This is a genomic window from Streptomyces sp. NPDC047002, from assembly GCF_040704505.1.
Taxonomy (GTDB): Bacteria; Actinomycetota; Actinomycetes; order Streptomycetales; family Streptomycetaceae; genus Streptomyces.
The window spans coordinates 106,980-133,310 of sequence record NZ_JBEYWC010000011.1; the positions used below are offsets into that span (position 1 = coordinate 106,980).

Genomic DNA, 26,331 nt, shown 5'->3' on the forward strand with positions numbered 1-26,331 from the left:
CCTCGTCGGCTGGACCGAACGGGCTGGGCGAGACAGGGAGATGCGCGAGGGGGGATCGCGCCGGGGAGGGACCGGGCGGGGCGGGCCGCCGGATCAGGCGGTCAGCGCGGCGATCTCCTCCCTGAGCCCCGGCATGAGTTCGAGCCCGAAGCCGGGCGCCTGCGGCGGGCGCACCAGGCCGCCGCCGAGCAGGCACGCGCGGGGATAGCCGCCGAAGGGCTCGAAGACACCGGGGTACGCCTCGCAGCCCCCGGCGCCGAGCGCGGCGACGAGGTGCAGGTTGATCAGGTGGCCGCCGTGCGGGCGGGCCTGGGTGCGGGCGAAGCCGTGCTCCTCCAGCAGGTCGAGCATGGCCGCGTACTCGGTGGCGCCGTAGGACAGGCCCGCGTCCATCTGGAAGAGGTCGGTGCCCTGCCGGAGGCCGCCGTAGCGCAGGAGGTTGCGGACGTCGGCGGTGGAGAACAGGTTCTCACCGGTGGCCAGCGGCAGCGGGTACACGGCGGCGGTGTCGGCGAGCAGCCGGTAGTCGAGGGGGTCGCCGGGCTCCTCGTACCAGCGCAGCCCGTATCCGCGCAGGGCCTTCGCGTAGCGGAGTGCGTCGTCCGTGCCGAACCTGCCGTTGGCGTCGACCGCGAGCGCCGAGCCGTCCCCGGCGACGGCGAGCGCCGTCTCCACCCTGGCCAGGTCCGCGGTCAGCGGTGCGCCGCCGATTTTGATCTTGAAGGAGGTGAATCCCATGTCCCGGTAACGGCGCAGCTCGGCGGAGAGCGAGCGTCCGCTGCCCTCGGGGTAGTAGTAGCCGCCGGCCGCGTACGCCTCCACCTCGGGCGCGGCGCCTCCGGGCAGCGGGCGGCCGAAGTGCCGGGCGACGGTGGCGTAGGCGGGCTCGTCGGCCAGTTTGGCGTTGGCGTCCCACACGGCGAGCTCAAGGGCGGCGGCCGCGGTCGCGCGGTCCCCGTGGCCGCCGGGCTTCTCGTCGGTGAGGGCGGCGGCCGCCACGGCGGCGGGGTCGAAGGCGGCGCCCGTGGCGTCGAGCAGGGTGCCGGGGTCGGCGGCGAGCACCCGGGGGATCATCCGGTCGCGCAGGATGCCGCTCTGCGCGAACCTGCCGATCGAGCCGAAGGCCACGCCGGTCACGGGGCGGCCGTCGCGCTGTACGTCGGTGACGACGGCCACCAGCGAGACGGTGTGCCCGGCGAAACTCACCAGGGCGTTGGCCTCCGCACCGCGCAGGGGGACCGCTGCCTCACGGATCTCGACAATGCGCATCGGCTGGGTCTCCTCGTGGTTCGACGTGTGGTGCCCGTGCCCGCGAAGGGACCTGCTCGGTCCTGCGACGCTCCGGAATCGTTTGCAGGCTAGGAGGGAACGAATGCGTTAACAACAGCTCTGACCTGCGAATATGCCAAAATTTTTTGCGGTATCGTGTGCGGAATGGTGACGCAGAAGCAGATCGCGCGTGAGCTGGGGCTCGCCGTCTCCACCGTCTCGCGGGCCCTGACGGGCCAGCCGCACGTGGGCGAGGCGACGCGCAAGGCGGTCCTCACGGCGGCCGAGCGGTACGGCTACCGGCCCAACGCGGTCGCCCGCGCCCTGCGCCGCCGCGAGACCCGCATGATCGGGGTGGTGATCCCCGACATGCTCAACCACTTCTACGCGGCGTGCACGACCGTGCTCCAGGAGAGCTTCGAGGACCACGGCTACGGCATGCTGCTGGCCGTCACCGGCAACGATCCGCAGCGCGAGCGCACCGCCCTGGCCCGCCTGCGCGACGCGCAGGTCGAGGGCATGGTGCTGGTCCCCTCGGCGACGCCGCGCTCCACCGGGCCGCTCGACCTGCCGGTCGTGGAGATGATCCGCACGTCGGGCCGCACCCAGGTGGACACGGTGCAGTGCGCCGAGCACGAGACGGCGGCCGAGGCGATCGGGCACCTCGCCGCCCTGGGGCACCGGCGGATCGCGGTGATCGCGGGCGAGCCGGAGTTCAGCACCACCCGGGAGCGGGCAGCGGGGGCGCAGGCCGCGCTCGCAGGACTCGGTCTGCCGCCCGCGCGCGTCCTCACCCGCGACCACACGCGCGCCTGGGGCACCGAGGCCATGCGGCGGCTCGTCACCGGCGAGGAGCCGCCGACCGCCGTCTTCGCGGCGAGCAGCGAACTCGCCCTCGGCGCCCTGCACGAGGCGCAGCGCCTCGGGATCGGCATCCCGGGGCGGCTCTCGCTCGCCGCGCTCGGCAACACCGACTGGTTCGACGTGTGCCGCCCGCCCGTCACGGCGTGCGCGCAGCCGCTCGCAGAGGTGGGCATGATCAGCGCCCAGATCCTGCTCTCCCGCCTCGCGGGGGCGCGCCGCAGCCCCTCGCACATCCGGGTCAGCGGCCGGCTCGTCGTCCGCGGCACGACGAGCGCGCCCGGCGCGGGGCCGGACGGCGACGCGCCGCCGGAGCCCAGGGGGACATCGGCGGGCGGCCCCGCCAACTCCCCGTCGGGCGGCCTCGGGTAGAGTCCGCGCGGGCCGCGGGAGGATCCGCGAGTGGCGGATCCGGGCACCGCGGGCCGGACACGGGAGGGTACGAGCACATGGATGGCGGCGGCGCCGACGAGGCCGAGGCGAAGGGGCCCGACCGGGCGGAGGCGTCGGTTCTCGCAACGGAGAGAATCGAGGGGGCCGCTTCGGGAGAGCGCCTTGTCCTCTTCACCGACGCGGTGACGGCGATCTCCATCACGCTGCTGATCCTGCCGCTGGTGGACCTGGTCCCGGAGACCGCGTCCGCCCACGAGCACGCGAGCGAGGTGATCACCGGCCACCTCGACCAGATCTGGAGCTTCGTGCTCAGCTTCGCGGTCATCGCGAACATCTGGCGCGAGCACCACAGGTCGTTCTCGTCGCTCGCGACGGTCACCCGCCCCCTGATGGGGTGGAACATGGGGTGGCTGCTGTCCGTCGTCGTCCTGCCCCTGCCGACGGAGATGATCGGCGCCTTCGGCCGCGACCGGTTCGTGGCGGTGTTCTACTACGCGACCCTCCTGGCCGGCATGGTGTGCAGGTCGGCGATGCTGGGGATCCTGAAGGCCACCCCTGGGCTCCTCGAGGACGACGGCGAGGAGTCCCGCAGCAGGCTGCGGGAGTCCTGCACGCGAAGCTACCTGAATGTCGTCGTCCTGGTGATCGCCCTGGCCATCGCCGTCGCCGTGCCCGCGCTGCAGTACTACAGCCTGGTGCTGCTCGTCCTGCCGCACCGGATGCTCCTCGGGGGCCGGCGTATCCGCTGAGCGCCGGGCGCCGGCTGCCGGCGAGGTCGGCGCAAGTTGCCGACGGGGCTGCCGGCGAGGTCAGCGCGGGCTGTCGGCCGGGCTGTCCGGCACGCCGGGTCCGCGGGCCGCGGCGGGGCCCTGCCGGTCGGTGTCGACGCGCAGCGCCCTGCCGAGCCTGGCCGGCACGTCGAAGCCGACGATCACCGCGACGACCACGGTGAGGGCGGCGGCCAGCAGGGCGAGCGACCTGCCGAGGCCGACGCTCGCCGCGATGGAGGCGCCCGCCAGCGGGGCGACGGCGCCGCCGAGCGCGCCGACGTTGTACGAGAAGCCGAGGCCCGCCGCCCTGACCCTGGTCGGGAAGTGGTCGGCGATGTACTTCGGCAGCAGCCCCGAGATGCCCTGGCCCGTGGCCTGGAGCGCGAACAGCAGGACCCACAGCAGCACCACGCTGCTCCCCTTGCCCAGCGCGAACACCGGGAAGAGGAAGGCCAGCGAGAGAAAGAGCCCGCAGACGTACGTGCGGCGGGTGCCGAGCCGGTCGCCGACGAGGCCCGCGAGGCAGGAGCCCACGGCGTAGCCGAGCCCGGCCCAGGTCAGCGCGTTGGACACCTGGCCTGCGTCGTACCCGAGGTCGGTCTTGAGATAGGTGGGCAGCAGCGAGGCGATCGGCCAGGAGTACAGGAAGGCGCAGAAGGTCGTGGCCATCACCGCGACCATCACCGGCCAGGCCCGCCCGGCGAGCTGCACGCTGAACGCGACGAACGCGAGGACGGCGAGCGCGCTCAGCCAGGGCCCGGCGCCGCCCGCGTTCTCGCTGAACAGCAGGACGAGCGCGGCGCCGAGCACGGCGGCGAGCAGCGCGTTCCACAGCCGCCGCCGGGGGGCGAGCAGCACGGACGAGGTGGTGACGTCGGGCCTGTCGCCCACCTCGCGCTGCCACTCGGCGGCCTCGGGCAGCGAACGCCGCAGGTAGAGGCTGAGCAGGATCGGGACGATGCCGAGGTAGAACAGCCAGCGCCAGCCCGCTTCCGGCACGATCAGCCGGTACGCCTGCGCGGCGACGACGCCGCCGACCGGGTAGGCGGAGAGCAGGTACCCGGTGGCCCGGTTGCGCATCGCCTTCGGCCAGGACTCCATGACGTACGTGGCGCTCGACCCGTACTCGCCCGCCATGCCGAGGCCGACGACCGCGCGGAAGACGAACAGGGACCAGTAGTTCCAGGAGAAGCCGCACAGCGCGCTGCCGACCGAGAACGCGACGATGGCGAGGATCATCGCCGGTTTGCGGCCGAAGCGGTCGCCGATGGCGCCGAGGACGAGCCCGCCGAGCCAGCGGGACACGAACGCGGCGGAGACCAGCGTGGCCGCCTTCGCCAGGTCCAGGTGGAAGCTGTGGGCGACCTCGGTCAGCACCAGCGTGATCAGGACGAAGTCGAGCCCGTCGAGCAGATAGCCGAGCCAGGCGGCGAAGAACGCCCTGCGCTGCTGCCCGGTGAGCCCACGGAAGGACGACGCGGGCTCGGGTGCGGCTGACGGCGTCGTCGTGGCCACGGCAGGACCTCCAGAAGCGGGGAGACATAGGACGTCCCATGTCCTATGACCCTGCAAGCTAACCCCGCCGGAGCCCCGGTGCAACCACGCGAGTCCCCTGCGACTGCGACTCTCACGTGCGCCGATCGTCGCTCCCGGCCTGATGCAGCCCTTGGCCCGCGCATCGGAACAGGCGGTCCGACATGACCGAGGCGGCGGGCGAGTCGTCCGCCGGCATGGGCTCGAACGCAGAAACCGTGCATCGGACGGCCTGCCTCAGCTCGGCCGGTACTTCGATGCGGCAGCACCTCGACAGCGTTCCGACAGCCCTTCGACAGGCCGCCATTTCCGCTGGAGCGCCCCGCGTACCGGCTCCTGCACAGGTCCTCGGCCTGGCCCGTCCCGGGCAGTGACACCGTGCCCGGACGGTGGCACCGTGGCGGACGACCGGCCCTCGCGGCGCCGCCGCGGTTGTCCGCACGCTCAAGGGGTCGCCGGCTCATGCAGGAAGGGACCGACCGCCATGAACGAACGGCCTGACACGTCCCGGGCCCACTCGGCCCGCGTCTACGCCGCCGTCCTCGGCAGCCGCGACGTGAACCCCGTCGACCGGGAGGTCGCGGACCACGTCCTGCGCCGGACGCCGTGGATGCGCACCTCCATGCTCCGCAACCGCGAGACGATGCGGGGCATGGGCCACTGGCTCGCGGCGCGGGCGGGCATCCGGCAGTTCCTCGACATCGGCAGCGGCCTGCCGGTCGAGCCCAACCTCCACGAGGTCGTCCAGCGAGTCATCCCGGAGGCCCGCGTCGTCTACGTCGACAACGACCCTCTCGTTCTCGCCCACGCCCGCGGGCTCACCGGCACGCCCGAGGGGCGTACGGCGTACATCGAGGCCGACATGCGCTCACCGGACAGCCTGCTGGTCGCCCCGGCGCTGCACGACGTGCTCGACCTCGACGAGCCCGTCGCCGTCACCCTCATCGCGATGCTCCAGTTCGTCGAGGACGCACGCGGTCTGATCGAGGCACTGATGGCACCGCTGCCGGCCGGCAGCCACCTGGCGTTGACCACCGCCACGCACGACCTGGCCCAGGGGCAGGAACTCGTCGAGCAGACCTACGCCGCCCAGGGGATTCCGATGTACATGCGCACCCGGGAGGAGGTGGAACGCCTCTTCGACGGCCTGGAGTTGGTCGAGCCCGGCGTCGTCGGCATCCACGAGTGGGCGCCCCCGGGCCGGAGCGCCGACGGGAGCGTGACCGCCGACGAGGTGTCCATGTACGCGGGCATCGGCCGCAAACGACGAGTGAGAAGGCCCGAGCCCGGGCGCGCCTGCCCCGGCTCAGGCCCTCTCTCAGATGCGGCGCAGCCGGTTGGCCAGCCCGTGGCCGACGAACAGGTAGACCACGGCCGCGAGGCCGTAGCCCGCCACGACCCGGGCCCAGGCGTCATGGAAGGTGAACAGGTCGTAGGACCAGCCGGCGAGCCAGCGGGCAGCGTGCTGGATGAAGTTCACCAGTTCGTTGGCCCGGTTGGCGTCCAGCAGGTACATCACGATCCACAGGCCCAGGATGAGGGCCATGATGTCGGCGATGACGATGATGATCGTCGCCGCTGAGCGGTTCCCACTGCGTGAATGTGTGGCCATGACCTTCGTGTTGCCGGGTGCGCGGCGGTGAAACAGGTCACATGTGCGCGCGCCGTACGGCAGTTCGCCCGTACACCGCCGACGGCGACGCTCAACGGGCCTGCGGGCAGGGGCAGTCGGGCTCGACACCGCGCGGCAGCCGGCCGCCGCCGAACACGGCGGTGGTCGGCTCGTGGCCGCCGAGCGCGGCGACGGCGAGCAGCAGGGACGCGGCCGTCCAGGTGGTGCGCTCGCCCGGCCACACCGCCGTCTCGCCCTCGTAGACGTATCCCGTCCAGTACATGCCGTCGCCGTCCCGCAGGTGCCGGATGGACCCGAGGACGTCGACGGCGCGCCCGGACTCCCCCATCGCCCAGAGGGCGAGGGCGAGTTCGCAGCTCTCGCCGCCGGTGACCCACGGGTTGGGCACGACACACCGCACGCCGAGCCCCGGCACGACGAAGGTGTCCCAGCCCTCCGCGATACGGGACGCGGCCTCGGCGCCCGTCAGCGCACCGCCGAGCACGGGGTAGTACCAGTCCATCGAGTAGCGGCTCTTGTCGAGGAACCGCTCGGGGTGGGCGCGGATCGCGTGGCCCAGCGCACCGGCCGCCAGCTCCCACTCCGGCTGCGGCTCCGCACGCTCGGCGGCGAGGGCGAGCGCGCACCGCAGGGCGTGGTAGACGGAGGAGCAGCCGGTCAGCAGCGCGTCGTGGACGGGCGTGCCGTCCGCCTCGCGCTTCCAGCCGATCTGGCCGCCCGGCGCGCGCAGCGCGAGCACCCAGTCGACCGCGGAGCGTACGACGGGCCACATCGTGTCGAGGAACGCGTCGTCGCCCGTGGCCAGGTAGTGGTGCCAGACCCCGACCGCCGGATAGGCGCAGAAGTTGCTCTCGCGGTGCAGGTCGAGCGGGCGCTGCCCGTCCGGGCCGTCCTGGTAGGAGGCGTACCAGGAGCCGTCGTCGTTCTGGTGCGCGGCGAGCCAGGCGTACGCGGCGGCCGCCGCGGTGTGCTCGCCCGCCGCGTCGAGCGCCATCGCGGCCTCCACGTGGTCCCAGGGGTCCAGGTGGTGCCCGCGGAACCAGGGGATCGCGCCGTCGGGCCGCTGCACCGCGCGGATGCCGGCGACGGTCTCCCGGGCCTGACGCTCCGTCAGCACGCCCGGGAGTGCGAGGTGGCGCATGCGGCCGGGCTCCGCGCTCGACAGGGTCACCGGCTCACTCCGCGCCCGCGGCCTGGCGGGGCTTGGTCGCGTACGCCACGAAGCTCTTACCGATCACGGGGTTGAGGAGCTGCTCGGCCGCCCGGGTCGCGAAGGGCTTCTTCATGATGTCCCAGACCAGGAGCTTGTGGTAGGCGCGCACCGGCAGCGCCTTGTCGTTGTCGACGCCCAGCGCGCACTTGAGCCACCAGTAGGGCGCGTGCAGGGCGTGCGCGTGGTGGGTGCCGTACGGCTTGAGCCCGGCCTCCCTGATGCGGCCGAGGAGTTCGTCGGCGCGGTAGATGCGGATGTGCCCGCCCTCGACCTCGTGGTACGCGTCGGACAGCGCCCAGCACACCTTCTCCGGGCCGTAGCGCGGCACGGTCACCGCGATCCGGCCGCCAGGACGCAGGACGCGCACCATCTCGGCGAGCACGCCCTTGTCGTCATGGATGTGCTCCATCACCTCGGAGATGATGACGACGTCGAACGATCCGTCGGGGAAGGGCAGGTTGAGCGCGTCGCCCTCCATGGCGGCCGCCGTGGCGCCCTCGGGCGCCTCCCCCGCCTCCTTCATGGCGGCGAACCAGCGGGCGACCTCGCGGATCTCCTCGCCGTTGCGGTCGAGCGCGACGACGCGCGCGCCGCGCCGGTAGCACTCGAAGGCGTGCCGGCCCGCGCCGCAGCCCAGGTCGAGCACGCGGTCGCCCGCGGCGAGCGGGAAGCGGGTGAAGTCCACGGTCAGCACGGGTGCCTGCTTTCGCGGTCGGGAGTGGTTCTGTGCGGTACGGGGGCGGGCGAGGGTCTTTCGTTTGGGTCATGGCGGGCTCGCGTGCCCCGGTGCCTCCCCCAGCCTCCGGCCGGGGGGACCCCCACTCGCCGCGTTGTCGTCGGTCGCCATGGCTCCGCCATGACTCCCTCCTCCGCCTTGCGATACACAGCCACAGCACCGGACCCCGCTCCCACATCCGCCCTGATCCAAACGAAAGACCCTAGGCGAGCGGGGCGCTCCGCCGCCGCCCCTGCCGCGCGATCGCCTCGCGGTACAGCTCGACCGTGCCCTCTGCGGCCCTGGCCCAGGTGAAGCGGGCCAGCACCCGGTCACGGCCGGCCGCGCCGAGCGCGGCGCGCAGCGCCGGGTCGCCGAGGAGTCTGCCGAGCGCGGCGGCGAGCGCGCCGGAGTCGCCCGGCGGCACGGCGAGGCAGGTCTCCCCGTCCACGCCCGCGACCTCGGGGATCGCGCCGCCCGTGGTGGCGACCAGCGGGGTCCCGGTGGCCATCGCCTCGGCCGCGGGCAGCGAGAACCCCTCGTACAGCGAGGGCACGCAGGCGATCTGCGCACCGCGCACCAGGTCGACGAGGTCCGCGTCGGAGATGCCCTTGACGAACTCCACGGCGCCTTCGAGCCCGTAGCGCGCGATGGCCCGCGCCACCGGCCCGTCGTCGGCGCGCCTGCCGACGACGACGAGGTGGGCGGCGGGGTTCTCGGTGCGTACCTTGGCGAGCGCCTCCACCAGGTGCACGAGGCCCTTGAGCGGCACGTCGGCACTTGACGTGGTGACGATCCTGCCGGGCACCTCGGGCACGGCGGGGTCGGGCGAGAAGAGGCCGGTGTCCGCGCCGATGGGCACGACGTGGATGCGGCGCGCGGGCACCCGCAGGTCCTCGACGATCTCCCGCTTCGAGGAGCCTGAGACCGTCAGCACCGAGGGCAGCCGCCGCGCGACCCGCTTCTGCATGCGGGTGAAGCCGTACCAGCGGCGCACGGAGTACTGCCTGCGCCGGCCCTTGGCGGCCGCCAGGTCGAGCCTGCGGTCGACGGTGATGGGGTGGTGGATCGTGGTGACGAGGGGCGCGCCCAGGTCGCCGAGCAGGCCGTAGCCGAGGGTCTGGTTGTCGTGCACCACGTCGAACTGCCCGGCGCGCGCGGCGAGGTGGCGCCGGGCCCGGAGCGAGAAGGTGAGCGGCTCCGGGAACCCGCCGGTCCACATGGTGGCGACTTCGAGGGCGTCGACCCAGTCGCGGTACTCGCCCGCCCCCGGTGTCCTGAACGGGTCGGGCTGCCGGTAGAGGTCGAGGCTCGGCAGCTCGGTGAGGGTGACCCCGTCGGCCTCGTCGAGTACGGGATAGGGCTGGGCCCCGATGACCTCGACCCGGTGGCCGAGGCGGGCCAGCTCCCGCGAGAGGTGGCGCACATAGACGCCCTGGCCTCCGCAGAATGGATTCCCCTTGTAGCTGAGCAGGGCGATCCGCAGGGGACGCCCGCCGTCGGCGGCCGGGGTGCGGCCCGGCTCCTCCGGCGCGGCGGAACGGCGCGGCGCCGCGGTGGCCGAGGCGGGGGCCGGGTCGGGTGAGGCGGGGGACTGAGTGGCTCCAGCGGTCACTCCCGCCCCCTTCGCTTCCGGTCTGCCTCTTTGTCGACTTGACGTGCCGACGGAGCGTAACCGGCCGCTGCGAGCGCGGACAAGTCACGGCGGGCCGACGACAGGGTCCGAATCTACCGGCTGGTAGCGAGCGGGAAGCCGCCGGATCAGGTGATTCCCGCCACGCGGGCCCCGTCCTCGCCCCCGCGCCGCGCACCTGCCGGCCGCCGCGTCGCCCGCGTGCCCCCTGCGTCAGGTCCGTTGTCGGACCGCCGTGTCCTGCCGCCGTTCTTCCGCTACTCGCAGGCGACCCCGTCGCCGTCCCGGTCGAGATGGCTGTCGTACCCCGGCTGCCCCCGGTACAGGGGCGTGACACCCGCGGCGCGCGCGGCGGTGCAGTTGGCGTAGTAGGCGGAGCCGCCGCCTCCCCCGCCGCCGCCCGAGCCGCCGCTGCCGGTGGCCGCGCGCGGCGCCGCGGGCCTGACGGTGACGTGGACGGTGCGGGTCCTGGTGACCGTCACCGTGGGAGCGGGTTCCGCCGATTCGGTGACGGTGGCCGTCGCGGTCGGCTCCGCGGGCGGCGGAGTGGCGGTGACCGTGGCGGTCTCGGTGACGGTGGGCGTCACCTCGGCGGCGGCCGAGTGGGCGCCTCCGCCGCCGCATCCCGCGGCACCCAGGCCGAGGGCGGCGAGGCAGAGGGCCGCGGGCAGGAGCAGCGGCACGCGCCTCCCCCCGGCGGCCCCCCGACCGCCGTCAGATGCGTTGTACGGATGCGTCGCCCGCGGCCGTGCGGGCGGTTCGTTGCGAGCCATGTGCCCCCCCAGGACTGCTCGTTGGAGGCCCGAACGTATCGCCGTACGGCCACACAGCGGATGCAGATGTTCCACTGGTGACCAATTCGTGACGGAAGCGTGTGCGCTCTACGGCACACGGGCGGCACAGGCCCGGCGGGCACGGAACAACGGCCCCGTGCCTCCTGGTTGCACCACCATGGTCACCATGAACTCCACGAACACGACGGATTTCGGCAGGATCGGCGTCTGGAGCACGGCGCTGCGCACCGACAACCCCGAGAACGGGGACCGGGTCGGCGACGCGGTGGCGGAGCTCGAATCCCTCGGCTACGGCACGGTCTGGATCGGCGGCAGCCCCGGCGTCGCCCAGGCGGCGCCGCTGCTCGCGGCCACCGAGCGGCTCACCGTCGCCACGGGCATCCTGAGCATCTGGGACCACAGCCCCCTCGATGTGGCGGCGGCCCGCGCCGAGCTCGAACGCTCCCACCCGGGCCGCTTCGTCCTCGGCCTCGGGGCGAGCCACAGCGCGACGACCGAGCGCTACCAGCGCCCGTACTCCACGATGAAGGAGTATCTGACGGGCCTCGACGAGGCACCTGAACCGGTCCCCGCGAGCGCCCGCGTGCTCGCGGCCCTCGGGCCGAAGATGCTGAAGCTCTCCCACGACCGGGCGGCGGGCGCGCACCCGTACCTGGTGACGGTGGAGCACACCGCGCGGGCCCGGGAGGTACTCGGCAGCGACGCGCTGCTCGCGCCCGAGCTCAAGGTGGTGCTCGACCGGGACCTTGACGCGGCGCGCGCCACCGCGCGCGGCTATCTGAGCTTCTACCTCCGGCTGCCCAACTACACCAAGAACCTCGAACGCTTCGGCTTCGAGGAGGCCGACTTCGCGGACGGCGGCAGCGACCGCCTCCTCGACGCGGTGTTCGCCCTCGGCGACGCGGACGCCGTGGCGCACCGGGTCGGCGAGTTCCTCACCGCGGGCGCCGACCATGTCGCGGTCCAGGTCGTCGGTGACGACCCCCGCACGGACCTGCCCCTCGACGCCTGGCGCGCCCTCGCGAAGGCGCTGCCCACCAGGGGGGCGTGAGGGGGTCCGCGGACCGTACGGACGCGGGGCGCGCGCCCGTGCGGTCCTGGGGCGGCGGGCGGGCCCGCCACCGGTAGAGTGGCCCGGTCCCCCGCCGCCCGTCAGGGAAGTCGCGTCCGCACCATGAGCACCGCCGTCCGCCGCGCAGCCGCCTCTCTCCTCGTCTCCGCCCTGCTCTGCGGCGGCGCGGCCCTCGCGCCGTCCGCCGCGGCCGCGCCGGGCCGCACGGCCGGGGCGCACCCCTCGCCGAGCGCCGGCCAGAACGCGGCGGACAGACACGGCACGGGCGCGCACGGCAAGAAGGCGGCCGGGAAGCACCACGGCTACCGGCCGAGGCCGGGCGACGCCGCGCTCTACGGCAGGACGGACCCCGCGGGCGACGGCGTGGCCCGCCAGTCGCTCGCCCTGCTCGGCCTGTACGCGGCGGGCCTGCGCCCTGCGGCACCCGCGGTCGGCTGGCTCCAGGCGCAGCAGTGCGCCGACGGGTCGTTCACCGCGTACCGGCAGACGCCCACGGCGCCCTGCGACCCGGCCGCGCCCCGCGACACCGGCGCCACCGCGCTCGCCACGCAGGCCCTCGCGAGCGTCGGCGGCCAGCGGCCCCGGCTCAACGCGGCGCTCAACTGGCTGCGCACCCAGCAGAATCCGGACGGCGGCTGGGGTGCGGCTCCAGGCGCCCCGACCGACGCCACCACCACGTCCGAGGTGATCGGGGCGCTGGCGATGACGGGCGGAAGGCCCAGTTCCGTGCGGTCGCCGTTCACGGACAACCAGGCGTACGACGCGCTCGTCGCCCTCTCCCTCCCGTGCTCCTCCTCGCCCGGCGCCGGCGGCTTCGCCGCCCAGCCGCCCGCGGCAGGGCAGCGGCCCGTCGCCGACGCGCACGCCACCGCGGAGGGCCTGCTCGGCGGGATCGGCAAGCGCTTCGTGGTGGCCCCGGTGCAGCCGGGCCCCGCCCCGGACTGCGACCCTGCGGGCGCCGCCACCCCCGAGGGCGTGGCGCGCAACGGCGCCGCCTACCTCGCCCCCCTGCTCACGCCCGAGGGCGCGCATCTGACGACGGACGCGGGCGCGGCCGACCCCGCGGCGACGGCGGACGCGGTGGTCGCGATGTCCGCGGCGGGCTACGGGCGGCAGGCCGCCGGCGCCCTGCACTGGCTGGAGCGGAACGGCCCCGCCTGGGCGCGGCGCACCGGCCCGGCCGCATACGCCAGGCTGATCTTCACCGCGCACACGGCGGGTGTCGACCCGGCGCGCTTCGGCGGCACCGACCTCGTCACGGCGCTCCAGGCCACCGGCCTGCCCGCGGCGCCGCAGGTGACGCCGGGGCCCGGGAGCTCGGCGAGCGCGAAGCCCGCGGCCACGGCGTCCCCGAGCCCGACCCCGTCCGAGGCGGCGATGAACCCGCTGGCCGTGGCGCCCGCCGCCGACGCCGACACCAGCCCGGTGCTCTCCGGCGGGATCTGGTGGGTGGCGATCGCGCTGGTCATCCTGATCGCCGCCGGCGTCCTGTTCGTCAACCGGCACAGCGCGCACGGCCGTCCGCGCGGCTGAGGGGCCCGGCCGCGGCCCGATGTGGCATGCCCGGCGGGAAACCGGGTACGGGAGCGCTCGGCCCTGCCCACCGGCCGCCCGCCGCCGCGCGCGAGAACGCCGAGCCCGAGAAACGGACACGACATGAACGACTCCATCCACACCGTCGACGCGCTCATCTACGACTCGCTGATAGCCGAGCGGGGCGATGTGATCGCCGACGCGGCGCGCGTGGCGGAGCAGACCAGGCGGGAGGCGGATCGCGCCCTCGACTTCGGCATGCCGGACCTCCCCACCGACTGACGGCCGGGCCGGAGCCCGGCCCCGCGCGCCGCCCGCCGCCTGCGCCCCTGCGCCGTTCGCTAGTTCACGCCCGCGCTGAGCTCGCCGAACAGCCGGTTCGCCGCGGGTGAGTCGAAGACGCGGCGCAGTTCGGCGCGGGCGATCTGCTTGCGGAACTCTCCCTCGTGCGAGGCGTCGCCCGCGTTGTGCATGATCTCGGTGATCCAGGAGGCGAACGCCTGGTAGTTCCAGACGTGGCGCAGGCAGGTCTCGGAGTAGGCGTCGAGCAACCCGCCGTCGCCCGTGCGGACCTGCTGGACGAGGCCGCCTGCGAACACCTCCGCGTCGTACAGGGCGAGGTTGATGCCCTTCGCGCTCATCGGCGGCACGATGTGCGCCGCGTCGCCGAGCAGGTAGAGCCTGCCGTGGCGCATCGGGTCGTACACCACGCTCCTGAGGGGCACGAGGCGCTTCTCGGTGATCGGGCCGCTCGACACGGGGGTGCCGAACCTGGCGGTCAGCTCGCTCCACACCCGCTCGTCCGGCCACTGCTCCAGGGTGTCGTCGGCGGCGCACTGGAGGTAGAGGCGGCTGGCGTGCGCGCCGCGCGGGATCACTCCCGCGAGGCCGCGCCGGTGGATCGCCATGCCGGAGGGGTCGGCGGGCACCTGCGCGAGGACGCTGAGCCAGGAGTAGCCGTACGCGTGGGAGTAGCGGGTGAGCGCGCCTGCGGGTATCGAGGCGCGGCTGACGCCCCGGTCACCGTCGCAGCCCGTGATGTAGTCGCAGGTGAGGGTGTGCGCGGCGCCGGAGGGGTCGCGGTAGCCGACGGCGGGGTGCGCGCCGTCGAGGCCGTCGAGGGTGACGTCGGCGGCCTCGTACCTGAGGTCGCCGCCGTCGCGCAGGAAGGCGTCCGTGAGGTTCCGCACGAGGACCTGCTGGGGGCAGAAGACGCTGTCGTCGGTGTCGTCGCCCTCGAAGTCCATGGCCAGTTCCTCGCCGTCGAGCCAGAAGCCGCCCGCCATCTGCGGGAGCGGCTCGTCGTCCACGAGCACCTCCTCCAGCTCCCACGCTCGGAACATCCGCACCCCTCGGCTGTCGACGGTCCCTGCGCGCTGGCGGCGCTCGACGTACTCCCTGCTGTGCCTCTCCACGACGGTGCAGCCGATGCCGCTGCGCAGCAGGAGGTTGCCGAGCGTGAGCCCGGCGACCCCGGCTCCCACCACGACGACGGTGGTGTGTTCTTCCGTGCCGGCCATGTGTGTCCGTGTCCCCTCGGAAAGTCGGTGGTCGGACACACCACGTGCGGTGGGCCCGGGTCACCACTCTGGGCCGGGCCGCTGTTTCCGCCAACCGGCAGACGGCCAGCCGATACCGGAAACCCGCCAGGCTCCGGCGCGGGCGGCGCGGGCTACGAGGCGCCGCCGCGCAGTTCCGTCCGGTAGCGGCCGGGCGTCTGCCCGACGAGGGCCGTGAACGCCTCGATGAAACCTGAGGGGTTGGACCAGCCGCACGCCATCGCCGTGTCGGTGACCGACCGGCCGGCGGTGAGGTGGACCAGGGCGTGGTGGACGCGCAGGGTGGTGCGCCAGCTGTGGAAGCTCATGCCGAGCTCGGTGTGGAACAGCCGGCTCAGTGTGCGCTCGCTCGCGCCCGCGACGCGGCCGAGTTCGGCGAGGGTCGCCGGGGTGGCGGGGTCGGCGTGCAGGAGGTCGGTCACGGTGCGCAGCCGGTCGTCCCGGGGCTCGGGCAGGTGCAGCGACTGCTCGGGCGTCTCGGCGAGTTCGTCCACGGCGACGGCGAGCAGCCGCCGGTAGGCGCCCGGCCTGAACTCCTTGCGGTCGGTCAGCGCCAGCAGGGCCTCCCGCAGCAGCGGCCCCACCTCGAACACACTGGGGCGGGCGACGAGCCGCCCGCACAGGTCGAGGGGCACGTCGAGCAGCCGGACGTCGGTCCTGCCGTAGAAGTGGTGGGAGTGGTCGAAGCCGGGCGGCGTCCACGTCACGCGGTTGAACGGCGCGACCCAGGTGCCCCGCTCGGTCGTGGTGGTCAGCGCGCCTGCGGCCGCGTACACCAACTGCCCCCTGGCGTGGGAGTGCGCGCCGAGGTGGAAGCCGCCCGGCAGCCAGCCGGCGCCGCGCGACGGCGCGAGCGGCCCGGGCTCCCGGGGCGGCCCGGGTACGGGTGCGGGTGCGGGCTGGCTGTTTTCCGGCATCGGGCACCAGCCTACCGCCGCTACGACAGGGGGCGCGCGGCCCTCGACCGTACGGCCGCGGGGCCGCGCGCCGGGGCGCGGTGTGGTGTGCTGGGCGGACGACAGGACAAGCACCCGGCCCGGGGCCTCCCGCGTCCGGCCGGGGCGGAAGGGACCCGCGTGCCGCTCGCTCTCGAAGACCGCCTGGCCATCGCCGAACTCGTCGCGCTCCACGGCCATCTCGTGGACGACGGCTGCCTCGACCGGCTCGGCGAGGTGTTCACGCAGGACGTCGTCTACGAACTCGCCGACTTCGGCAGGGACCCGCTCGTCGGGGTGGCGGCCGTGGCGGCGGCCGCCGTCGCCCTGGGGGACGCCAACCCGGTGGCGCACCACGTCACCAACGTCGTCGTCACCGAGGCGGGAGACGGCCGCGCACGGGTCAGCTCCAAGGGGCTGGCCGTCAGGGCGGACGGTTCCTGCGGCTCCGTCACGTACGACGACACCGCGGTCCGCACCGGCGACGGCTGGCGCATCAGCCGCCGCACCGTGTCGGCCCGCCGCACCCCGCTGAGCACACCACCCGCGCCCGGGCGGTGACGGCGGGCGGATCCGGGAAGCGGGGGCGCGGGGCCGAGGGCGCGGGGGCGGGGCCCACGGGGCGTCCGGGGCGGGGTCGAGGGCGTCCGCCGGCCACCGCGCGCGGCGCCGCAGCCGGCGGAGCGCGAGCCGGTGGGACCTCGTGACGGCCCCGCCGAGGCAGACGACCCGCGCCGAGTCGCCCGCGCAGACCTCGGCGAGACATCCGGCGGCGCGATGCCCGGTCACGGCGTCACTCGCCGGGGCAGGCGGACGAGTGCGTGCTGATCCTGGCGGAGCGTCAGGCGGCGCTGGTGCGGCCCAGGCCGCCCATGGTGATGGTGGTTCTGGACGAGAGCTGCGTCCGCCGCCCCGTCGGCGGCCGCGAGGTGACGGCGGAGCAGTTGCGGGCGCTCGTCGAGTTCGCCGCGCTGCCCAACACCGTGCTCCAGGTCGCGCCGTACGCGCTGGGCAAGCGCCGCACGCTCGACCTGCCGGTGTACCTGCTGACCATGGCGGACCGCACCCTCGCCGCCTACGCGGAGGCCCAGGCGCAGGGGCACTTCGGCCGGGAAATGACGCTCCTGGCACCCCTGCTGACGGCCTACCATCAGCTACAGGCCGGGCGCCGTCCCAGGCGGCGTCCGTGGCGATGATCGAGCAGGCGACGAAAGCGATGTCCCGTGACGACTGAGCCCCGCTGACACAAGTCCTCCGACAGCAACAACGGCGGTGCCTGCGTCGAGATCGCGGCGAACCTCGCCCCAGCGCACGGCATCGTCCCCGTACGCGACTCCAAGAACCCGGAAGGCCCCACCCTCACCCTCCCCACCACCGCCTTCACGGCCTTCCTGGCGGACCTCACGTCGGACGAGCCACACACCCGCTGACCGCACGCCGAACGGCCCCGCCACGCACGCCCACTGCCGGGAAGCGCGGCGGGGCCGGACGCGTCGTACGGCGCCGCGGTGGCCGGCGCCTTCTCTAGCGCGGCGGGGCCGCCGGGCGGCCCGGGCGGTCCTGGCCTTCGGTGCCGTGCGCGCCGTCGTGCGGGCTGTGCGAGTCCCGTGTCGGCCGCGGGGGCTTGGCGGGGAACGGGTCGGGCGGGAGCACCGCGCCGAGGCCGGGGCCGCCGAGCGCGCCGGCCCGGGCGAGGCCGGGGACGAGCGCGCGCGGGCCCGCCAGCAGGTGGGTGAGGGCGAAGCCCGCCGCGACGACGGTCGCGCCGCCGACCGCGTCGAGGACCCAGTGGTTGCCGGTCGCGATGATCGCGGAGAGCGTGAACAGCGGGTCGAGCAGGGCGATCAGCTTCATCCACAGCTTCGGCGCGAGCACCACCACCGTCACGCCGCACCACAGCGACCAGCCGAAGTGCAGCGACGGCATCGCCGCGTACTGGTTGGTGACCGCGGTCATCGCGCCGTAGCTCGGGTGCGCGAGGTCCTGTGGGCCGTGCACGGTGTCGATGAAGCCGAGCCCCGGCATCAGCCGCGGCGGGGCGAGCGGGAAGAACCAGAAGCCGGCCAGCGCGAGGACCGTCGCGAAGGACAGGGAGGCGCGGGCCCAGCGGTAGTCGGCGGGGCTGCGCCAGAACAGGACGGCGAGGATCGCCAGCGGGAACGCGAAGTGGAACGTCTCGTAGTAGAAGTCGAAGAAGTTGCGGAGCCATCCGGCATGCACGACGGCGTGGTTGGCCCAGTGCTCCATGTCGATGTGGAGGGCGCGTTCGAGGCCGTGGACCTCCCGGCCGTGCGCCTCGGCCGTCGCGGGGTCGGCGGCCGCGGCGAGCCGGATCCACGAGTAGGCGGAGTAGCCGACACGGATCACGAGCAGTTCGAGCACCAGGTTGGGGCGGCCCGCCACCCGGCGCCACACCGGTGCGGCGAGCGGGACCCGGCGCAGGCGCGAGGGCACCGGCTGCGCGTGATCGGTCGGCACGGGTCTGTCGAAGTACGGGGACGTGCGGGACAGGAACGGCACGGCGCAGGCGGCGGCGAGCGCGGCCAGCAGCGGCACGTTGTCCCGTACGGGCGCGAGCACGGCCATGTTGGGCAGCAGGACGGTGCCCGGCAGGGTCATCACGAGGACCACGACGACCGGCCAGACGTACCGGTCCCTGGCCCGCCTGCCGACCCGCCCGGCGAGCGCGAGCAGTATCCACATCAGCTGGTACTGCCAGGCGGTCGGCGACACCGCGACGGCGACGCAGCCGGTGACGGCGACGGCGAGCAGCAGCTGCCCGTCCCACGCGTACCGCACGGCGCGCCGCAGCCCGGTCCCCACGACGGCGGCGGCGAGCACCCCGGCGAGCGCGCTGCCCCACGCGCCGTGCAGCCCGAAGCGGAGCAGGGCGCCGTGCAGCGACTGGTTGGCGAGGCCGGAGGCGGACTCGCCGAGGCCGATCCCCGCGAGGTGGTGCACCCAGTACGTGGTGGAGTCGGCGGGCAGGACGGCCCACGCGAGCGCCGAACACCCGGCGAAGGCCGCCACGGACGTCACGGCGGCCCGTCTGCGCCCCGTCAGCCACAGCAGCGGCGCGAACAGCAGCACGGCGGGCTGGAGGGCCGCGCCGAGGCCCACGAGCAGCCCGGCGAACCGCTCGCCGCGCGCGACGAAGCAGCCCAGCAGGACGAGCAGGACCGGGATGACGCTGGTCTGGCCGAGGTGGAAGCTGTTGCGCACGGGCAGCGAGACCATCAGCAGGCTGATGGCGACGGGGGCCGCCGGCACCGGCAGGCGGCCCGGCAGGGCGCGGGCCGCGATCACGCCGACCGCCGCGACGAGCAGCAGCGTGCCGAGGGTCCAGGTGACGCCGAGCGCCTCCTCGGCCGAGCGGGCGAGCGGCTTGAGCACGAGGCCGGCGAAGGGGGTGCCGGTGAAGGTGGAGCCGTGGCCGTAGAGGGAGCCGGTGACATGGAGGACGCCGCCGGGGCCCGTCCAGGTCTCCAGGTCGGTCAGGCGCCTGCCCGGCGGCTTGTCGAGCACGGCGGCCGCCTGGCGCACCGCGAGCGTCGCGGTGATGGCCCACAGGAGGGCGTGGGCCGCGAGCAGCCCGCTGCTCGGCCCTCTCGGCGCCGTACCGTCCCGGGCAGTGCCCTCCGCGTTCGCCACGTCCCGACGACCTCCCTCTCTGCCCGAAACCGCCATCATTGCGCCCCTTGAGCCACAGAGCCTGGCACTGTCCCCTTCGGAAGACTCAGGCAACCCCCTCTTCGCCTGCCTGTCATCCCCGTTTTGGACGCAACGGCACAGACCGCGCCAAGGTGCCGCAGGGGCTTGACACCGGTTCACCGGCTCGTAACCTGCCCAGGCTTCCGTTGTCACGAACACGTCATCCTGGGCGGCGCCCGTGCGGGCCCGCGGTCGGGCCCGCGCACACGGCGACGGGCGGCGGACCGGAGTCCGCCGCCCGTCTGCCGCTGTCCGTCTGCCTCTTGCCCCCTGTCCGTACGCGCCTGTGCCGGGCCCGGCCCGGGTGCCCGGCCCCGGGCCGTAGCCTCAGAGCGCGAGCAGCCGCTCCGTCGTCTCGCGGTAGGTGCGCAGGGCCTGGCGCAGCCGTTCCGTGTCGGCGCCCGCGGGCTCGGCAGGCGTGCCGTCCTGCCAGGAGGCGCGCAGTGCGCGCGGACGCTCGTCGAGCGCGGCCGACAGCCGCTTCGCGGCCTCTTCGAGCACGCGCGCCGCCTCCTCGACCGAGCGGCCGGGGTCGTCGACGAAGTGGGTCAGCGCGCCCTGGAGGCGCCGCCCGAACTCCTCGCTCTCGGCGCGCGGCATCAGCCGCCCCTCGGCGACCGCGGCCACGGACCCCTCGCCGCCCGCGACGCGCTCGGAACCCGCACGGCCCGCGCCCGACGTGCGCAGCGCCCCTGCGACTGCCCCGCGCCGCCCCGCACTGTCCTCGCGGCGCCCCGCGCCGTCCTCGCGCCGGTCGCGCTCCTGCTGGAGCGCGCGCTCACGCCGCACGATCCGCTCACGGTCGGCGAACAGCTCGCTCTCCGAGGTCCCCGGGCCCGTCCCGGCCCGCGCGTCCGCCTCCGTGGCCTCGCCCGCGGCCGAGCGCGGCAGTTCCTCGTCGGCGCCGGCGTCCCCCGCGCGGTCCTCGCTCCCTGCGTACTCCGCGCGCTCCCCGGCGGGCGGTTCTCCGAGCGGCCCTGCGGCCGCCTCACGGGCCGGTTCCACACCGGCCCCCTCCGTCCTGTCGTGCTTCCTGTTGAACATCAGACACCGCTTCCCTTGGGTCGTACGGACATCGCTTCCCCGCGGCCTGCGCGCCCCGCAGCGCGGCCCGCGCGGCCGCCGCCTCCCGGGCGGGCGGCGATCAGCTGCTCGAAGAGACCGCGCGCGCCGACCATCGCCTCGCGCAGCTCCTCCGTGTCGGCGCCGGACTCGCCGCCCGCGCCCTCCTCCGGTTCCTCCGGGTGCGCCACGGCGTGCAGCCTGCGGTACCCGTCGAGCCGGTGCGCGTGGTGCACCGAGAGGGCGTCGAGCTGCTCGTCGTACGCCTGCGGGCCGTCGGCCGCCGGATAGCCGCGCGCCGCGGCGAGTTCCGCGACGAGCCGGTCGGCCTGGGCGACCGCCTCGCGCGGCGACTCGACGAACCGCTCCTGGAGGCCCGCCCAGCGCGCGGTGTAGCGCTCACGCTCCTCGGCCGCCAGCGGCGCGAGCCGCAGCCCGCCGTGGCGGGCGACCCGCTCCTTGAGCTCGTGCTCGGCCTCGGCGGTGTTGCCGTCGTGCCGGGCGAGCGTCCGCTCGTACTCGGGGCCGAACCTGCGCCGCAGGCCCGCCTTGCCGCGCCCCCTGCCCGGCCCGATGTACAGGACGAGGGCGACGATGATCACGAACACCACGATCAGACCGACCACGGTCAGGACTGTGGACATGGCTCCCTTTCCCCGATTGCCGCTGCCGGGGAGGCCCCGGTCGCTCCTTGGCGTGTGTGGCCGCCCGCCGCGCGATGTTCCGTGCGTCACAGGGCGCCACAGGGCTCCGAGTTGCCCGTAATCCGCCACCGAAACGGCCCCGGGCCGGGGCGGATCCGACGGCCGGGAAGGAGGGCCCCGGACGCCGGGGCGAGCGGGGCCCTACGTAACAACTGCTCCCCATGTGGCGGTTTTTTGCACGGTTATCGCCGCGTTCTGTCTGTTTTACGACAGAGATGGCGGCCACCGGGATTCGTTTCCCGCACCCCTCGGCCCCTCAGGGGCTGCATAATCTGGGGCAGTTCCAGCGGAGGGATGCCACGGTGATCGGACAGTTCTGCCGCTCTTGCGGTACGCCGCGCGTGCCGGGCGGCGGCGCGGGCTGCTCGTGCGAGCACATGGAGCACGCGGCGCCCCCGCCGCTGCGCCCCGTGCCGCCGCACGCGTACGGTGCCACGCCCGCGTTCGTGCCGGACGGCGCCGACACGGCGGTCCTGCCGGCGTACGCGGCAGCCGCGGCGCCGTACGCCGAGCCCTGCCCGGACAGCGCGTACCCGGACAGCGCGTTCCTGCCGCCGCAGGGCGGGGGGCCGTACGGCCAGGCGCCGCACGAGAGCGCGCAGCCGTTCCCGGCGTACGCGCAGATGCCGCAGGACGGCCAACTGCCCGCGCCCTACGCGCAGCCGCTGCCCGCGTCGGTCCAACTGCCGTCGCCGTACGCGCAGGAGGCGCCGGCCGCGCCGCTCCCCTCGGTGCCCGCGCAGCGCACCCCCGAGCAGCCCGAAGCCCAACCGCCGTACGCACAGCAGCAGACGGCATCGAGCGGGGACACCGGACCCGCGGCGGAGCCGGCCCCCGCAGGGCCGCTGCCGCCGCTCGCCGCCACCCCGGCGCCGCCGGCCGGCGCGCTGCCGCCGCACGCGCCCGCCGCCAAGTCGGGGCGGCGCCCGATGAAGGCGGTCGCGCTCGGCATGACGGCCGCCGCCGTGCTGGGGACCGCCGCGTTCACGTCAGGGATGTTCTCCGGCGGCAGCGAGGGCGACGCGCTCGCCGACGCGACCCGCGCGGGACAGCCGGACAGCGTGCCCGACGACACGGCCGCAGGCCCCTCCCAGCCGGCGGCGCGCTCCGCGCTCACCACGCCCGACCGGCAGGCAGGACAGGCGCGGCAGGCCGCGAAGACGCCCGCGGTGCCCGCCGCGGCGCACCGCGCGCAGGACGCGGCGGCCACCTCGGACGGCACGCTCTCCCTCGGCGACAGCGGCCCCCAAGTGGCAGCGCTCCAGCGCAAGTTGAGCGCGCTGTACCTGTACCACGGCGCCGACGACGGCTCGTACGGCCAGTCGACGGCCTCGGCGGTGCGCATCTACCAGATGTACCGGCACGTGCAGGGCGACCAGCCGGGCGTGTACGGGCAGAACACGCGCCGCGCGCTCGAAGCCGAGCCCGCGCACCAGCAGGCGGCGCACCACTCGTCGGACACGCGGCAGGCCCCGGCCGAGCACACCGCCTCCAGCGGACAGGCGCGGCAGGCCGCGCTCGCCCGGCAGGCGCTCGCCCGTCGGCAGGAGCAGGCCGCGGAGGCGCGCATCCGCGCCGCGCAGGGCGGCGGCGGCCAGGGGGCGCACGCCCAGTCCCCGTACGGCGCCCACTGGCAGGGCGGCACCGGCCACGCCGGGGCGCACTACGGTGGGGCGCGCCACCGCTGAGCCCCCGGGCGCCCTCGCAGGTCCAGGGCCGCGGGTCCGGCCGAAGTCCCGCCGGGCCCGCGGCCCTTGGGGTGACCGGCGTCACCCGCGCTCTTGTGGTAACCAGCGTCACACCGCCACGACCTGCACGGATGCGCGTTCCCCGCCGTTCGTCTCCCGAGGGTGGCGCCGGACCCCCTCTCGTTTGTACAGTGAGGGAACAAAGTGGTTCCGCCCGTACCTCCCTGACCAGCGGGCGGAGCCGCTTGTGTCCCGGCCGCCCGCGCGCGGGCGCGCCGCCCGAACGCCGTCCCACCGCTGGAGCACCGCGCATGCAGGCCACCGCCCCCGAGACCGTCCTCACCTGCCGGGCCCTGCTGCTCGACATGGACGGCACCCTGGTCAACTCCGACGCCGTGGTCGAGCGCGTCTGGCGCGACTGGGCCGCGCGCCACGGCCTCGACCCCGAGGCGATCATGGGCGTCGTGCACGGCCGCCAGGGGTACGCGACGATGGCCGCGCTCCTTCCCGACCGGCCGATGGCGGAGAACTATGCGGAGAACGAGCGGATGCTCGCCCAGGAGACCGCGGACACCGAGGGCGTCGTGCAGGTGCCCGGCGCCGCCGCCTTCCTCGCCGCGCTCGGCGGCCTGCCGCACGCCCTGGTGACCTCGGCGGACACCGCGCTCGCCGCAGCGCGGATGGGCGCCGCGGGCCTCGCACTGCCCGCGGCGCGGATCACGGCGGAGGACGTGAGCGCCTCCAAGCCCGACCCCGAGGGCTTCCTCAAGGGCGCGGCCGAGCTGGGCTTCTCCCCCGCCGACTGCGTGGCGTTCGAGGACTCGGAAGCGGGCATCGCCGCCGCACTCGCCGCGGGCGCCCGCGTGGTCGGCGTGGGCCCGCGGGCCGCCGCGCTCGCACCCACGGCGCACGTGCGCGACCTGACGCAGGTCACCGTGGAGCGGGACACCGCCACGGACGGCATCGTGCTGCGCATCGCCGCCTGAGGGAGCGCACGGGGCGTCCGTGCGGGGGGCGGTTCGCCCCCGCACGCAACCCGGCGCCCTCAGCCCGCGATCGCCTCGTACAGGCTGAAGCCCGCGAGGGCGACCATCACCGCTGCGGCGATCCTGGTGATCAGCCGCAGCGGCACGTGCCTCATCAGGGTCCTGCCGCCGAGGATGCCGAGGCCGCCGACGGCCCACAGGCCGAGGACGGCGCCGACGCCCACGGAGACGGGACTGTCGTAGCGGGCCGCCAGGTTGGCGGTCATGATCTGGGTCAGGTCGCCGAACTCGGCGACCAGGATGAGCATGAAGCCCGCCCCCGCGACCTTCCAGAACGACTGGTCGGCGGGGCCCCTGACCGACTCGTCGTCCTCCTCCTCGTCCTTCTTGAACAGGAGGATCGCGGCGCCCGCGAGGAACAGCACGCCCACCACCCCCTGCACGAGCCGGTGCGGCAGCAGGGTCAGCACGCTGCCCGCGGCGATGGCCAGCGCGACATGGACGGCGAAGGCCGCGGCCACGCCGGCGAACACGTACGAAGCCCGGTAGCGGGTCCCCAGCATCAGGCCGGCGAGAGCAGTCTTGTCCGGCAGTTCGGCAAGGAAGATCACGCCGAAGACGATCGCCATGACGGTGAAACTGATCACTGGTCGTTTTCCTCAATCGGTCGGTCGCACCGCGCCGAGAGGCGAACCAGAAGGGATCGACCACGCCGGCACGGCAGCGTCGTCGGACCGCCGGATCGCTGTTCCGGCGGATTGCACCACGAGTCACTGCGGCCGAAGGTCTCGCTGACCCGGCACGTACGGCGGGTCTCCGGGCGCCGGCCGGGACGGGACGCATCCCTGTTCCCAGCAGTATGTCGACGGTCCGGCGGAAGGGCTTCCGTGGAGACCGCGGGCCCGCAGGCCCGGCACGGTCCGGTCGGGAGGCCCCAGGAGCTACTCCCCTTCTGACCCCCACCCTACGGCACCCGGGCCCCCGCCCGGCAGGTCCGCGACCCCCGGGTGGCTCACGTCACGCACGCGTGTTCCCGCACACGCCCCCTTGTCCTGACGTGCACACGACTTCAAGCTGTTATCCGGCGACCGCTTAGCGGAAACCCCACTTCGCCGCGCCGGCAACGGACTTGACCTTCGCACCCCACATCGAGGGAGTACGCACATGCCGCAGATCTACGCGCGTCACACGAGCCACGCCCGCCCCGTGCCCCCGCAGGCAGGACGCCGCAGGTCCCTGGCCCTGCGCGGCGGGATCGCCGCATCGGCCGCGGCGCTCGCCACCGCGGCGGGGCTGCTCACCGCCCCGGCGGCCGAGGCCGCGCCGCCCGACCCGATCGCCGTGTCGACGGCCCACAGCTACCTGAGCGGGCTGACGGTGCAGGCCGAGGGCTCGACCAGCGGCTACAGCCGCGACAAGTTCCCCCACTGGATCGTCCAGTCGGGCACCTGCGACACCCGCGAGGTCGTGCTGGAGCGGGACGGCACGGGCGTGACGACCAACGCGAGCTGCGCGGCGACCGCGGGCACCTGGAAGTCCGCGCACGACGGCGCCACCTGGACCGCCGCCTCCGACGTGGACATCGACCACGTGGTATCCGTACCCGCGACACAGACATTCGCCGTAGCCGCAGACCATCTCGTCACCGTCGTGCCGGCGACAACGGCAGCCACCGACTCCGCGGCGGCATCCGACCCGGCTCAGCAACTGGACGACCTCACCGTGGCAGCCCGCGGATCGATGGACGGCTACAGTCGCGAAAAGTTCCCGCACTGGATCAACCAGGGCGACAACTGCGACACCCGCGAGGTGGTATTGAAGCGCGACGGCACGAACGTCAAGACGGGCAGCGACTGCTATCCCACCAGCGGCACATGGAAGAGCCCGTACGATGGCGCCACCTGGACAGACCCCTCCGATGTGGACATTGACCACGTGGTCCCACTGGGAAACTCGTGGGTGAGCGGGGCGAGGAACTGGACCACTGCACAGCGCCAGGCCTTCGCCAACGACCTGACGGAACCGCAGCTGTTCGCCGTGACCGACAACGTGAACCAGTCAAAGGGTGACAGGGCCCCGGACGAGTGGCGCCCCCCGCTGAAGTCGGACTGGTGCGCGTACTCGACGGACTGGGTCGAGGTGAAGCACCACTACAAGCTGACGGTCACCGGCGCAGAGAAGACCGCGTTGAAGGACATGCTGGCCACCTGCTGAGTGGGGCCCGACTCCTCGGCCCACGGGGGTGCACGAGCAGGCCGCCCTGAAGT

Annotated in this window: 22 protein-coding genes and 4 pseudogenes; 13 read left to right on the forward strand and 13 right to left on the reverse strand. The window is 74.4% G+C overall.

The genetic code is table 11. The features are described from left to right. Nucleotides 1-93: 93 nt before the first annotated feature. Nucleotides 94-1,269, reverse strand: coding sequence for an enolase C-terminal domain-like protein (locus AB0910_RS13530; RefSeq protein ID WP_366744730.1), 1,176 nt, complete (start codon nt 1,267-1,269; stop codon nt 94-96). Nucleotides 1,270-1,434: 165 nt separating this feature from the next. Between AB0910_RS13530 and AB0910_RS13535 the strand changes: the two genes are divergently transcribed. Both AB0910_RS13535 and AB0910_RS13540 read left to right on the forward strand, forming a co-directional pair. Beyond that, nucleotides 1,435-2,502, forward strand: coding sequence for a LacI family DNA-binding transcriptional regulator (locus AB0910_RS13535; RefSeq protein ID WP_366744731.1), 1,068 nt, complete (start codon nt 1,435-1,437; stop codon nt 2,500-2,502). A 77-nt stretch (nt 2,503-2,579) separates the two neighbouring features. After that, nucleotides 2,580-3,272: a TMEM175 family protein gene (locus AB0910_RS13540; RefSeq protein ID WP_366744732.1), complete on the forward strand. Its 693-nt coding sequence runs from the start codon at nt 2,580-2,582 to the stop codon at nt 3,270-3,272. Nucleotides 3,273-3,332: 60 nt separating this feature from the next. Here AB0910_RS13540 and AB0910_RS13545 read toward each other — a convergent pair whose 3' ends face one another. Further along, a complete protein-coding gene (locus AB0910_RS13545; RefSeq protein ID WP_366744733.1) occupies nt 3,333-4,808 on the reverse strand; it encodes a sialate:H+ symport family MFS transporter in 1,476 nt (491 codons plus the stop codon). A gap of 502 nt (nt 4,809-5,310) precedes the next feature. Here AB0910_RS13545 and AB0910_RS13550 point away from each other — a divergent pair. Continuing rightward, nucleotides 5,311-6,078, forward strand: a pseudogene (locus tag AB0910_RS13550) (SAM-dependent methyltransferase); the annotation flags it as partial. Nucleotides 6,079-6,144: 66 nt separating this feature from the next. Here AB0910_RS13550 and AB0910_RS13555 read toward each other — a convergent pair. The 5 genes from AB0910_RS13555 to AB0910_RS13575 all read right to left on the reverse strand — a co-directional run bounded on the left by AB0910_RS13555 (nt 6,145) and on the right by AB0910_RS13575 (nt 10,703). Then, a complete protein-coding gene (locus AB0910_RS13555) occupies nt 6,145-6,438 on the reverse strand; it encodes a hypothetical protein (RefSeq protein WP_366744789.1) in 294 nt (97 codons plus the stop codon). A 91-nt stretch (nt 6,439-6,529) separates the two neighbouring features. Further along, on the reverse strand, nt 6,530-7,600 hold the full coding sequence (locus tag AB0910_RS13560; RefSeq protein ID WP_366744790.1) for a prenyltransferase: 1,071 nt from the start codon (nt 7,598-7,600) through the stop codon (nt 6,530-6,532). Nucleotides 7,601-7,634: 34 nt separating this feature from the next. Beyond that, nucleotides 7,635-8,366 carry a class I SAM-dependent methyltransferase gene (locus AB0910_RS13565; protein WP_366744734.1) on the reverse strand — a complete coding sequence of 244 codons (732 nt, stop codon included), beginning with the start codon at nt 8,364-8,366 and terminating at the stop codon, nt 7,635-7,637. A 244-nt stretch (nt 8,367-8,610) separates the two neighbouring features. Continuing rightward, nucleotides 8,611-10,002 (reverse strand): glycosyltransferase family 4 protein, encoded by a 1,392-nt coding sequence (locus AB0910_RS13570; protein WP_366744735.1) that lies wholly within the window; start codon nt 10,000-10,002, stop codon nt 8,611-8,613. Between the two features lie 275 nt (nt 10,003-10,277). After that, nucleotides 10,278-10,703 (reverse strand): excalibur calcium-binding domain-containing protein, encoded by a 426-nt coding sequence (locus tag AB0910_RS13575; RefSeq protein WP_366744736.1) that lies wholly within the window; start codon nt 10,701-10,703, stop codon nt 10,278-10,280. Between the two features lie 277 nt (nt 10,704-10,980). Here AB0910_RS13575 and AB0910_RS13580 point away from each other — a divergent pair, with 277 nt between their 5' ends. From AB0910_RS13580 to AB0910_RS13590, 3 genes are all read left to right on the forward strand, one after another. Further along, entirely contained in the window at nt 10,981-11,865 is an 885-nt protein-coding gene (locus AB0910_RS13580) for an LLM class F420-dependent oxidoreductase (protein ID WP_366744737.1), read from the forward strand. Nucleotides 11,866-11,988: 123 nt separating this feature from the next. Further along, the gene (locus AB0910_RS13585) at nt 11,989-13,419 is read left to right on the forward strand and encodes a prenyltransferase/squalene oxidase repeat-containing protein (RefSeq protein ID WP_366744738.1); all 1,431 of its coding nucleotides are present in this window, start codon (nt 11,989-11,991) and stop codon (nt 13,417-13,419) included. Nucleotides 13,420-13,542: 123 nt separating this feature from the next. Next, entirely contained in the window at nt 13,543-13,701 is a 159-nt protein-coding gene (locus AB0910_RS13590; protein ID WP_366744739.1) for a hypothetical protein, read from the forward strand. A gap of 59 nt (nt 13,702-13,760) precedes the next feature. Here the strand turns inward: AB0910_RS13590 and AB0910_RS13595 are convergent, their stop codons facing one another. Both AB0910_RS13595 and AB0910_RS13600 read right to left on the reverse strand, forming a co-directional pair. After that, complete coding sequence (locus AB0910_RS13595) at nt 13,761-14,939, reverse strand: 4-hydroxybenzoate 3-monooxygenase (RefSeq protein WP_366744740.1); 1,179 nt, start codon at nt 14,937-14,939, stop codon at nt 13,761-13,763. 152 nt (nt 14,940-15,091) lie between these two features. Next, nucleotides 15,092-15,895, reverse strand: a complete 804-nt coding sequence (locus tag AB0910_RS13600; RefSeq protein WP_366744741.1) for an AraC family transcriptional regulator — start codon at nt 15,893-15,895, stop codon at nt 15,092-15,094. A 159-nt stretch (nt 15,896-16,054) separates the two neighbouring features. Between AB0910_RS13600 and AB0910_RS13605 the strand changes: the two genes are divergently transcribed. The 3 genes and pseudogenes from AB0910_RS13605 (at nt 16,055) to AB0910_RS13615 (ending at nt 17,343) form a co-directional block, all read left to right on the forward strand. After that, nucleotides 16,055-16,474 (forward strand): nuclear transport factor 2 family protein, encoded by a 420-nt coding sequence (locus tag AB0910_RS13605; protein ID WP_366744742.1) that lies wholly within the window; start codon nt 16,055-16,057, stop codon nt 16,472-16,474. Nucleotides 16,475-16,710: 236 nt separating this feature from the next. Next, a pseudogene (locus AB0910_RS13610) lies at nt 16,711-17,147 on the forward strand (Scr1 family TA system antitoxin-like transcriptional regulator); the annotation flags it as partial. After that, nucleotides 17,137-17,343, forward strand: a pseudogene (locus AB0910_RS13615) (DUF397 domain-containing protein). The pseudogenes AB0910_RS13610 and AB0910_RS13615, both read left to right, overlap by 11 nt. Nucleotides 17,344-17,437: 94 nt before the next feature. On the opposite strand, the gene AB0910_RS13620 reads toward AB0910_RS13615, so the two are convergent. The 3 genes from AB0910_RS13620 to AB0910_RS13630 all read right to left on the reverse strand — a co-directional run bounded on the left by AB0910_RS13620 (nt 17,438) and on the right by AB0910_RS13630 (nt 21,330). Beyond that, entirely contained in the window at nt 17,438-19,603 is a 2,166-nt protein-coding gene (locus tag AB0910_RS13620; RefSeq protein WP_366744743.1) for a bifunctional glycosyltransferase 87/phosphatase PAP2 family protein, read from the reverse strand. 348 nt (nt 19,604-19,951) lie between these two features. Continuing rightward, nucleotides 19,952-20,668, reverse strand: coding sequence for a hypothetical protein (locus tag AB0910_RS13625; RefSeq protein WP_366744744.1), 717 nt, complete (start codon nt 20,666-20,668; stop codon nt 19,952-19,954). After that, nucleotides 20,668-21,330, reverse strand: a complete 663-nt coding sequence (locus AB0910_RS13630) for a hypothetical protein (protein WP_366744745.1) — start codon at nt 21,328-21,330, stop codon at nt 20,668-20,670. The genes AB0910_RS13625 and AB0910_RS13630 overlap by 1 nt, the downstream gene beginning before the upstream one ends. Before the next feature lie 362 nt (nt 21,331-21,692). Here AB0910_RS13630 and AB0910_RS13635 point away from each other — a divergent pair, with 362 nt between their 5' ends. Beyond that, nucleotides 21,693-23,078, forward strand: coding sequence for a peptidoglycan-binding domain-containing protein (locus tag AB0910_RS13635; RefSeq protein ID WP_366744746.1), 1,386 nt, complete (start codon nt 21,693-21,695; stop codon nt 23,076-23,078). A 311-nt stretch (nt 23,079-23,389) separates the two neighbouring features. Then, nucleotides 23,390-24,064, forward strand: a complete 675-nt coding sequence (locus tag AB0910_RS13640; RefSeq protein WP_366744747.1) for an HAD-IA family hydrolase — start codon at nt 23,390-23,392, stop codon at nt 24,062-24,064. 59 nt (nt 24,065-24,123) lie between these two features. Here AB0910_RS13640 and AB0910_RS13645 read toward each other — a convergent pair whose 3' ends face one another. Then, the gene (locus tag AB0910_RS13645) at nt 24,124-24,711 is read right to left on the reverse strand and encodes a TMEM165/GDT1 family protein (protein ID WP_366744749.1); all 588 of its coding nucleotides are present in this window, start codon (nt 24,709-24,711) and stop codon (nt 24,124-24,126) included. Between the two features lie 517 nt (nt 24,712-25,228). On the opposite strand from AB0910_RS13645, the pseudogene AB0910_RS13650 reads away from it, so the two are divergent. Together AB0910_RS13650 and AB0910_RS13655 are read left to right on the forward strand one after the other, a co-directional pair. After that, nucleotides 25,229-25,660, forward strand: a pseudogene (locus AB0910_RS13650) (hypothetical protein); the annotation flags it as partial. A gap of 54 nt (nt 25,661-25,714) precedes the next feature. Then, nucleotides 25,715-26,278 carry an HNH endonuclease family protein gene (locus tag AB0910_RS13655; RefSeq protein ID WP_366744791.1) on the forward strand — a complete coding sequence of 188 codons (564 nt, stop codon included), beginning with the start codon at nt 25,715-25,717 and terminating at the stop codon, nt 26,276-26,278. Nucleotides 26,279-26,331: the final 53 nt, after the last annotated feature.

What these genes read in the sequence shown, in the direction of transcription:
- AB0910_RS13530 (WP_366744730.1), bottom strand. Translation starts at nt 1,269, where the DNA reads ATGCGCATTGTCGAGATCCGTGAGGCAGCGGTCCCCCTGCGCGGTGCG.
- AB0910_RS13535 (WP_366744731.1), top strand. Translation starts at nt 1,435, where the DNA reads ATGGTGACGCAGAAGCAGATCGCGCGTGAGCTGGGGCTCGCCGTCTCC.
- AB0910_RS13540 (WP_366744732.1), top strand. Translation starts at nt 2,580, where the DNA reads ATGGATGGCGGCGGCGCCGACGAGGCCGAGGCGAAGGGGCCCGACCGG.
- AB0910_RS13555 (WP_366744789.1), bottom strand. Translation starts at nt 6,438, where the DNA reads ATGGCCACACATTCACGCAGTGGGAACCGCTCAGCGGCGACGATCATC.
- AB0910_RS13560 (WP_366744790.1), bottom strand. Translation starts at nt 7,600, where the DNA reads ATGCGCCACCTCGCACTCCCGGGCGTGCTGACGGAGCGTCAGGCCCGG.
- AB0910_RS13580 (WP_366744737.1), top strand. Translation starts at nt 10,981, where the DNA reads ATGAACTCCACGAACACGACGGATTTCGGCAGGATCGGCGTCTGGAGC.
- AB0910_RS13585 (WP_366744738.1), top strand. Translation starts at nt 11,989, where the DNA reads ATGAGCACCGCCGTCCGCCGCGCAGCCGCCTCTCTCCTCGTCTCCGCC.
- AB0910_RS13590 (WP_366744739.1), top strand. Translation starts at nt 13,543, where the DNA reads ATGAACGACTCCATCCACACCGTCGACGCGCTCATCTACGACTCGCTG.
- AB0910_RS13595 (WP_366744740.1), bottom strand. Translation starts at nt 14,939, where the DNA reads ATGGCCGGCACGGAAGAACACACCACCGTCGTCGTGGTGGGAGCCGGG.
- AB0910_RS13600 (WP_366744741.1), bottom strand. Translation starts at nt 15,895, where the DNA reads ATGCCGGAAAACAGCCAGCCCGCACCCGCACCCGTACCCGGGCCGCCC.
- AB0910_RS13620 (WP_366744743.1), bottom strand. Translation starts at nt 19,603, where the DNA reads ATGATGGCGGTTTCGGGCAGAGAGGGAGGTCGTCGGGACGTGGCGAAC.
- AB0910_RS13625 (WP_366744744.1), bottom strand. Translation starts at nt 20,668, where the DNA reads ATGTTCAACAGGAAGCACGACAGGACGGAGGGGGCCGGTGTGGAACCG.
- AB0910_RS13630 (WP_366744745.1), bottom strand. Translation starts at nt 21,330, where the DNA reads ATGTCCACAGTCCTGACCGTGGTCGGTCTGATCGTGGTGTTCGTGATC.
- AB0910_RS13640 (WP_366744747.1), top strand. Translation starts at nt 23,390, where the DNA reads ATGCAGGCCACCGCCCCCGAGACCGTCCTCACCTGCCGGGCCCTGCTG.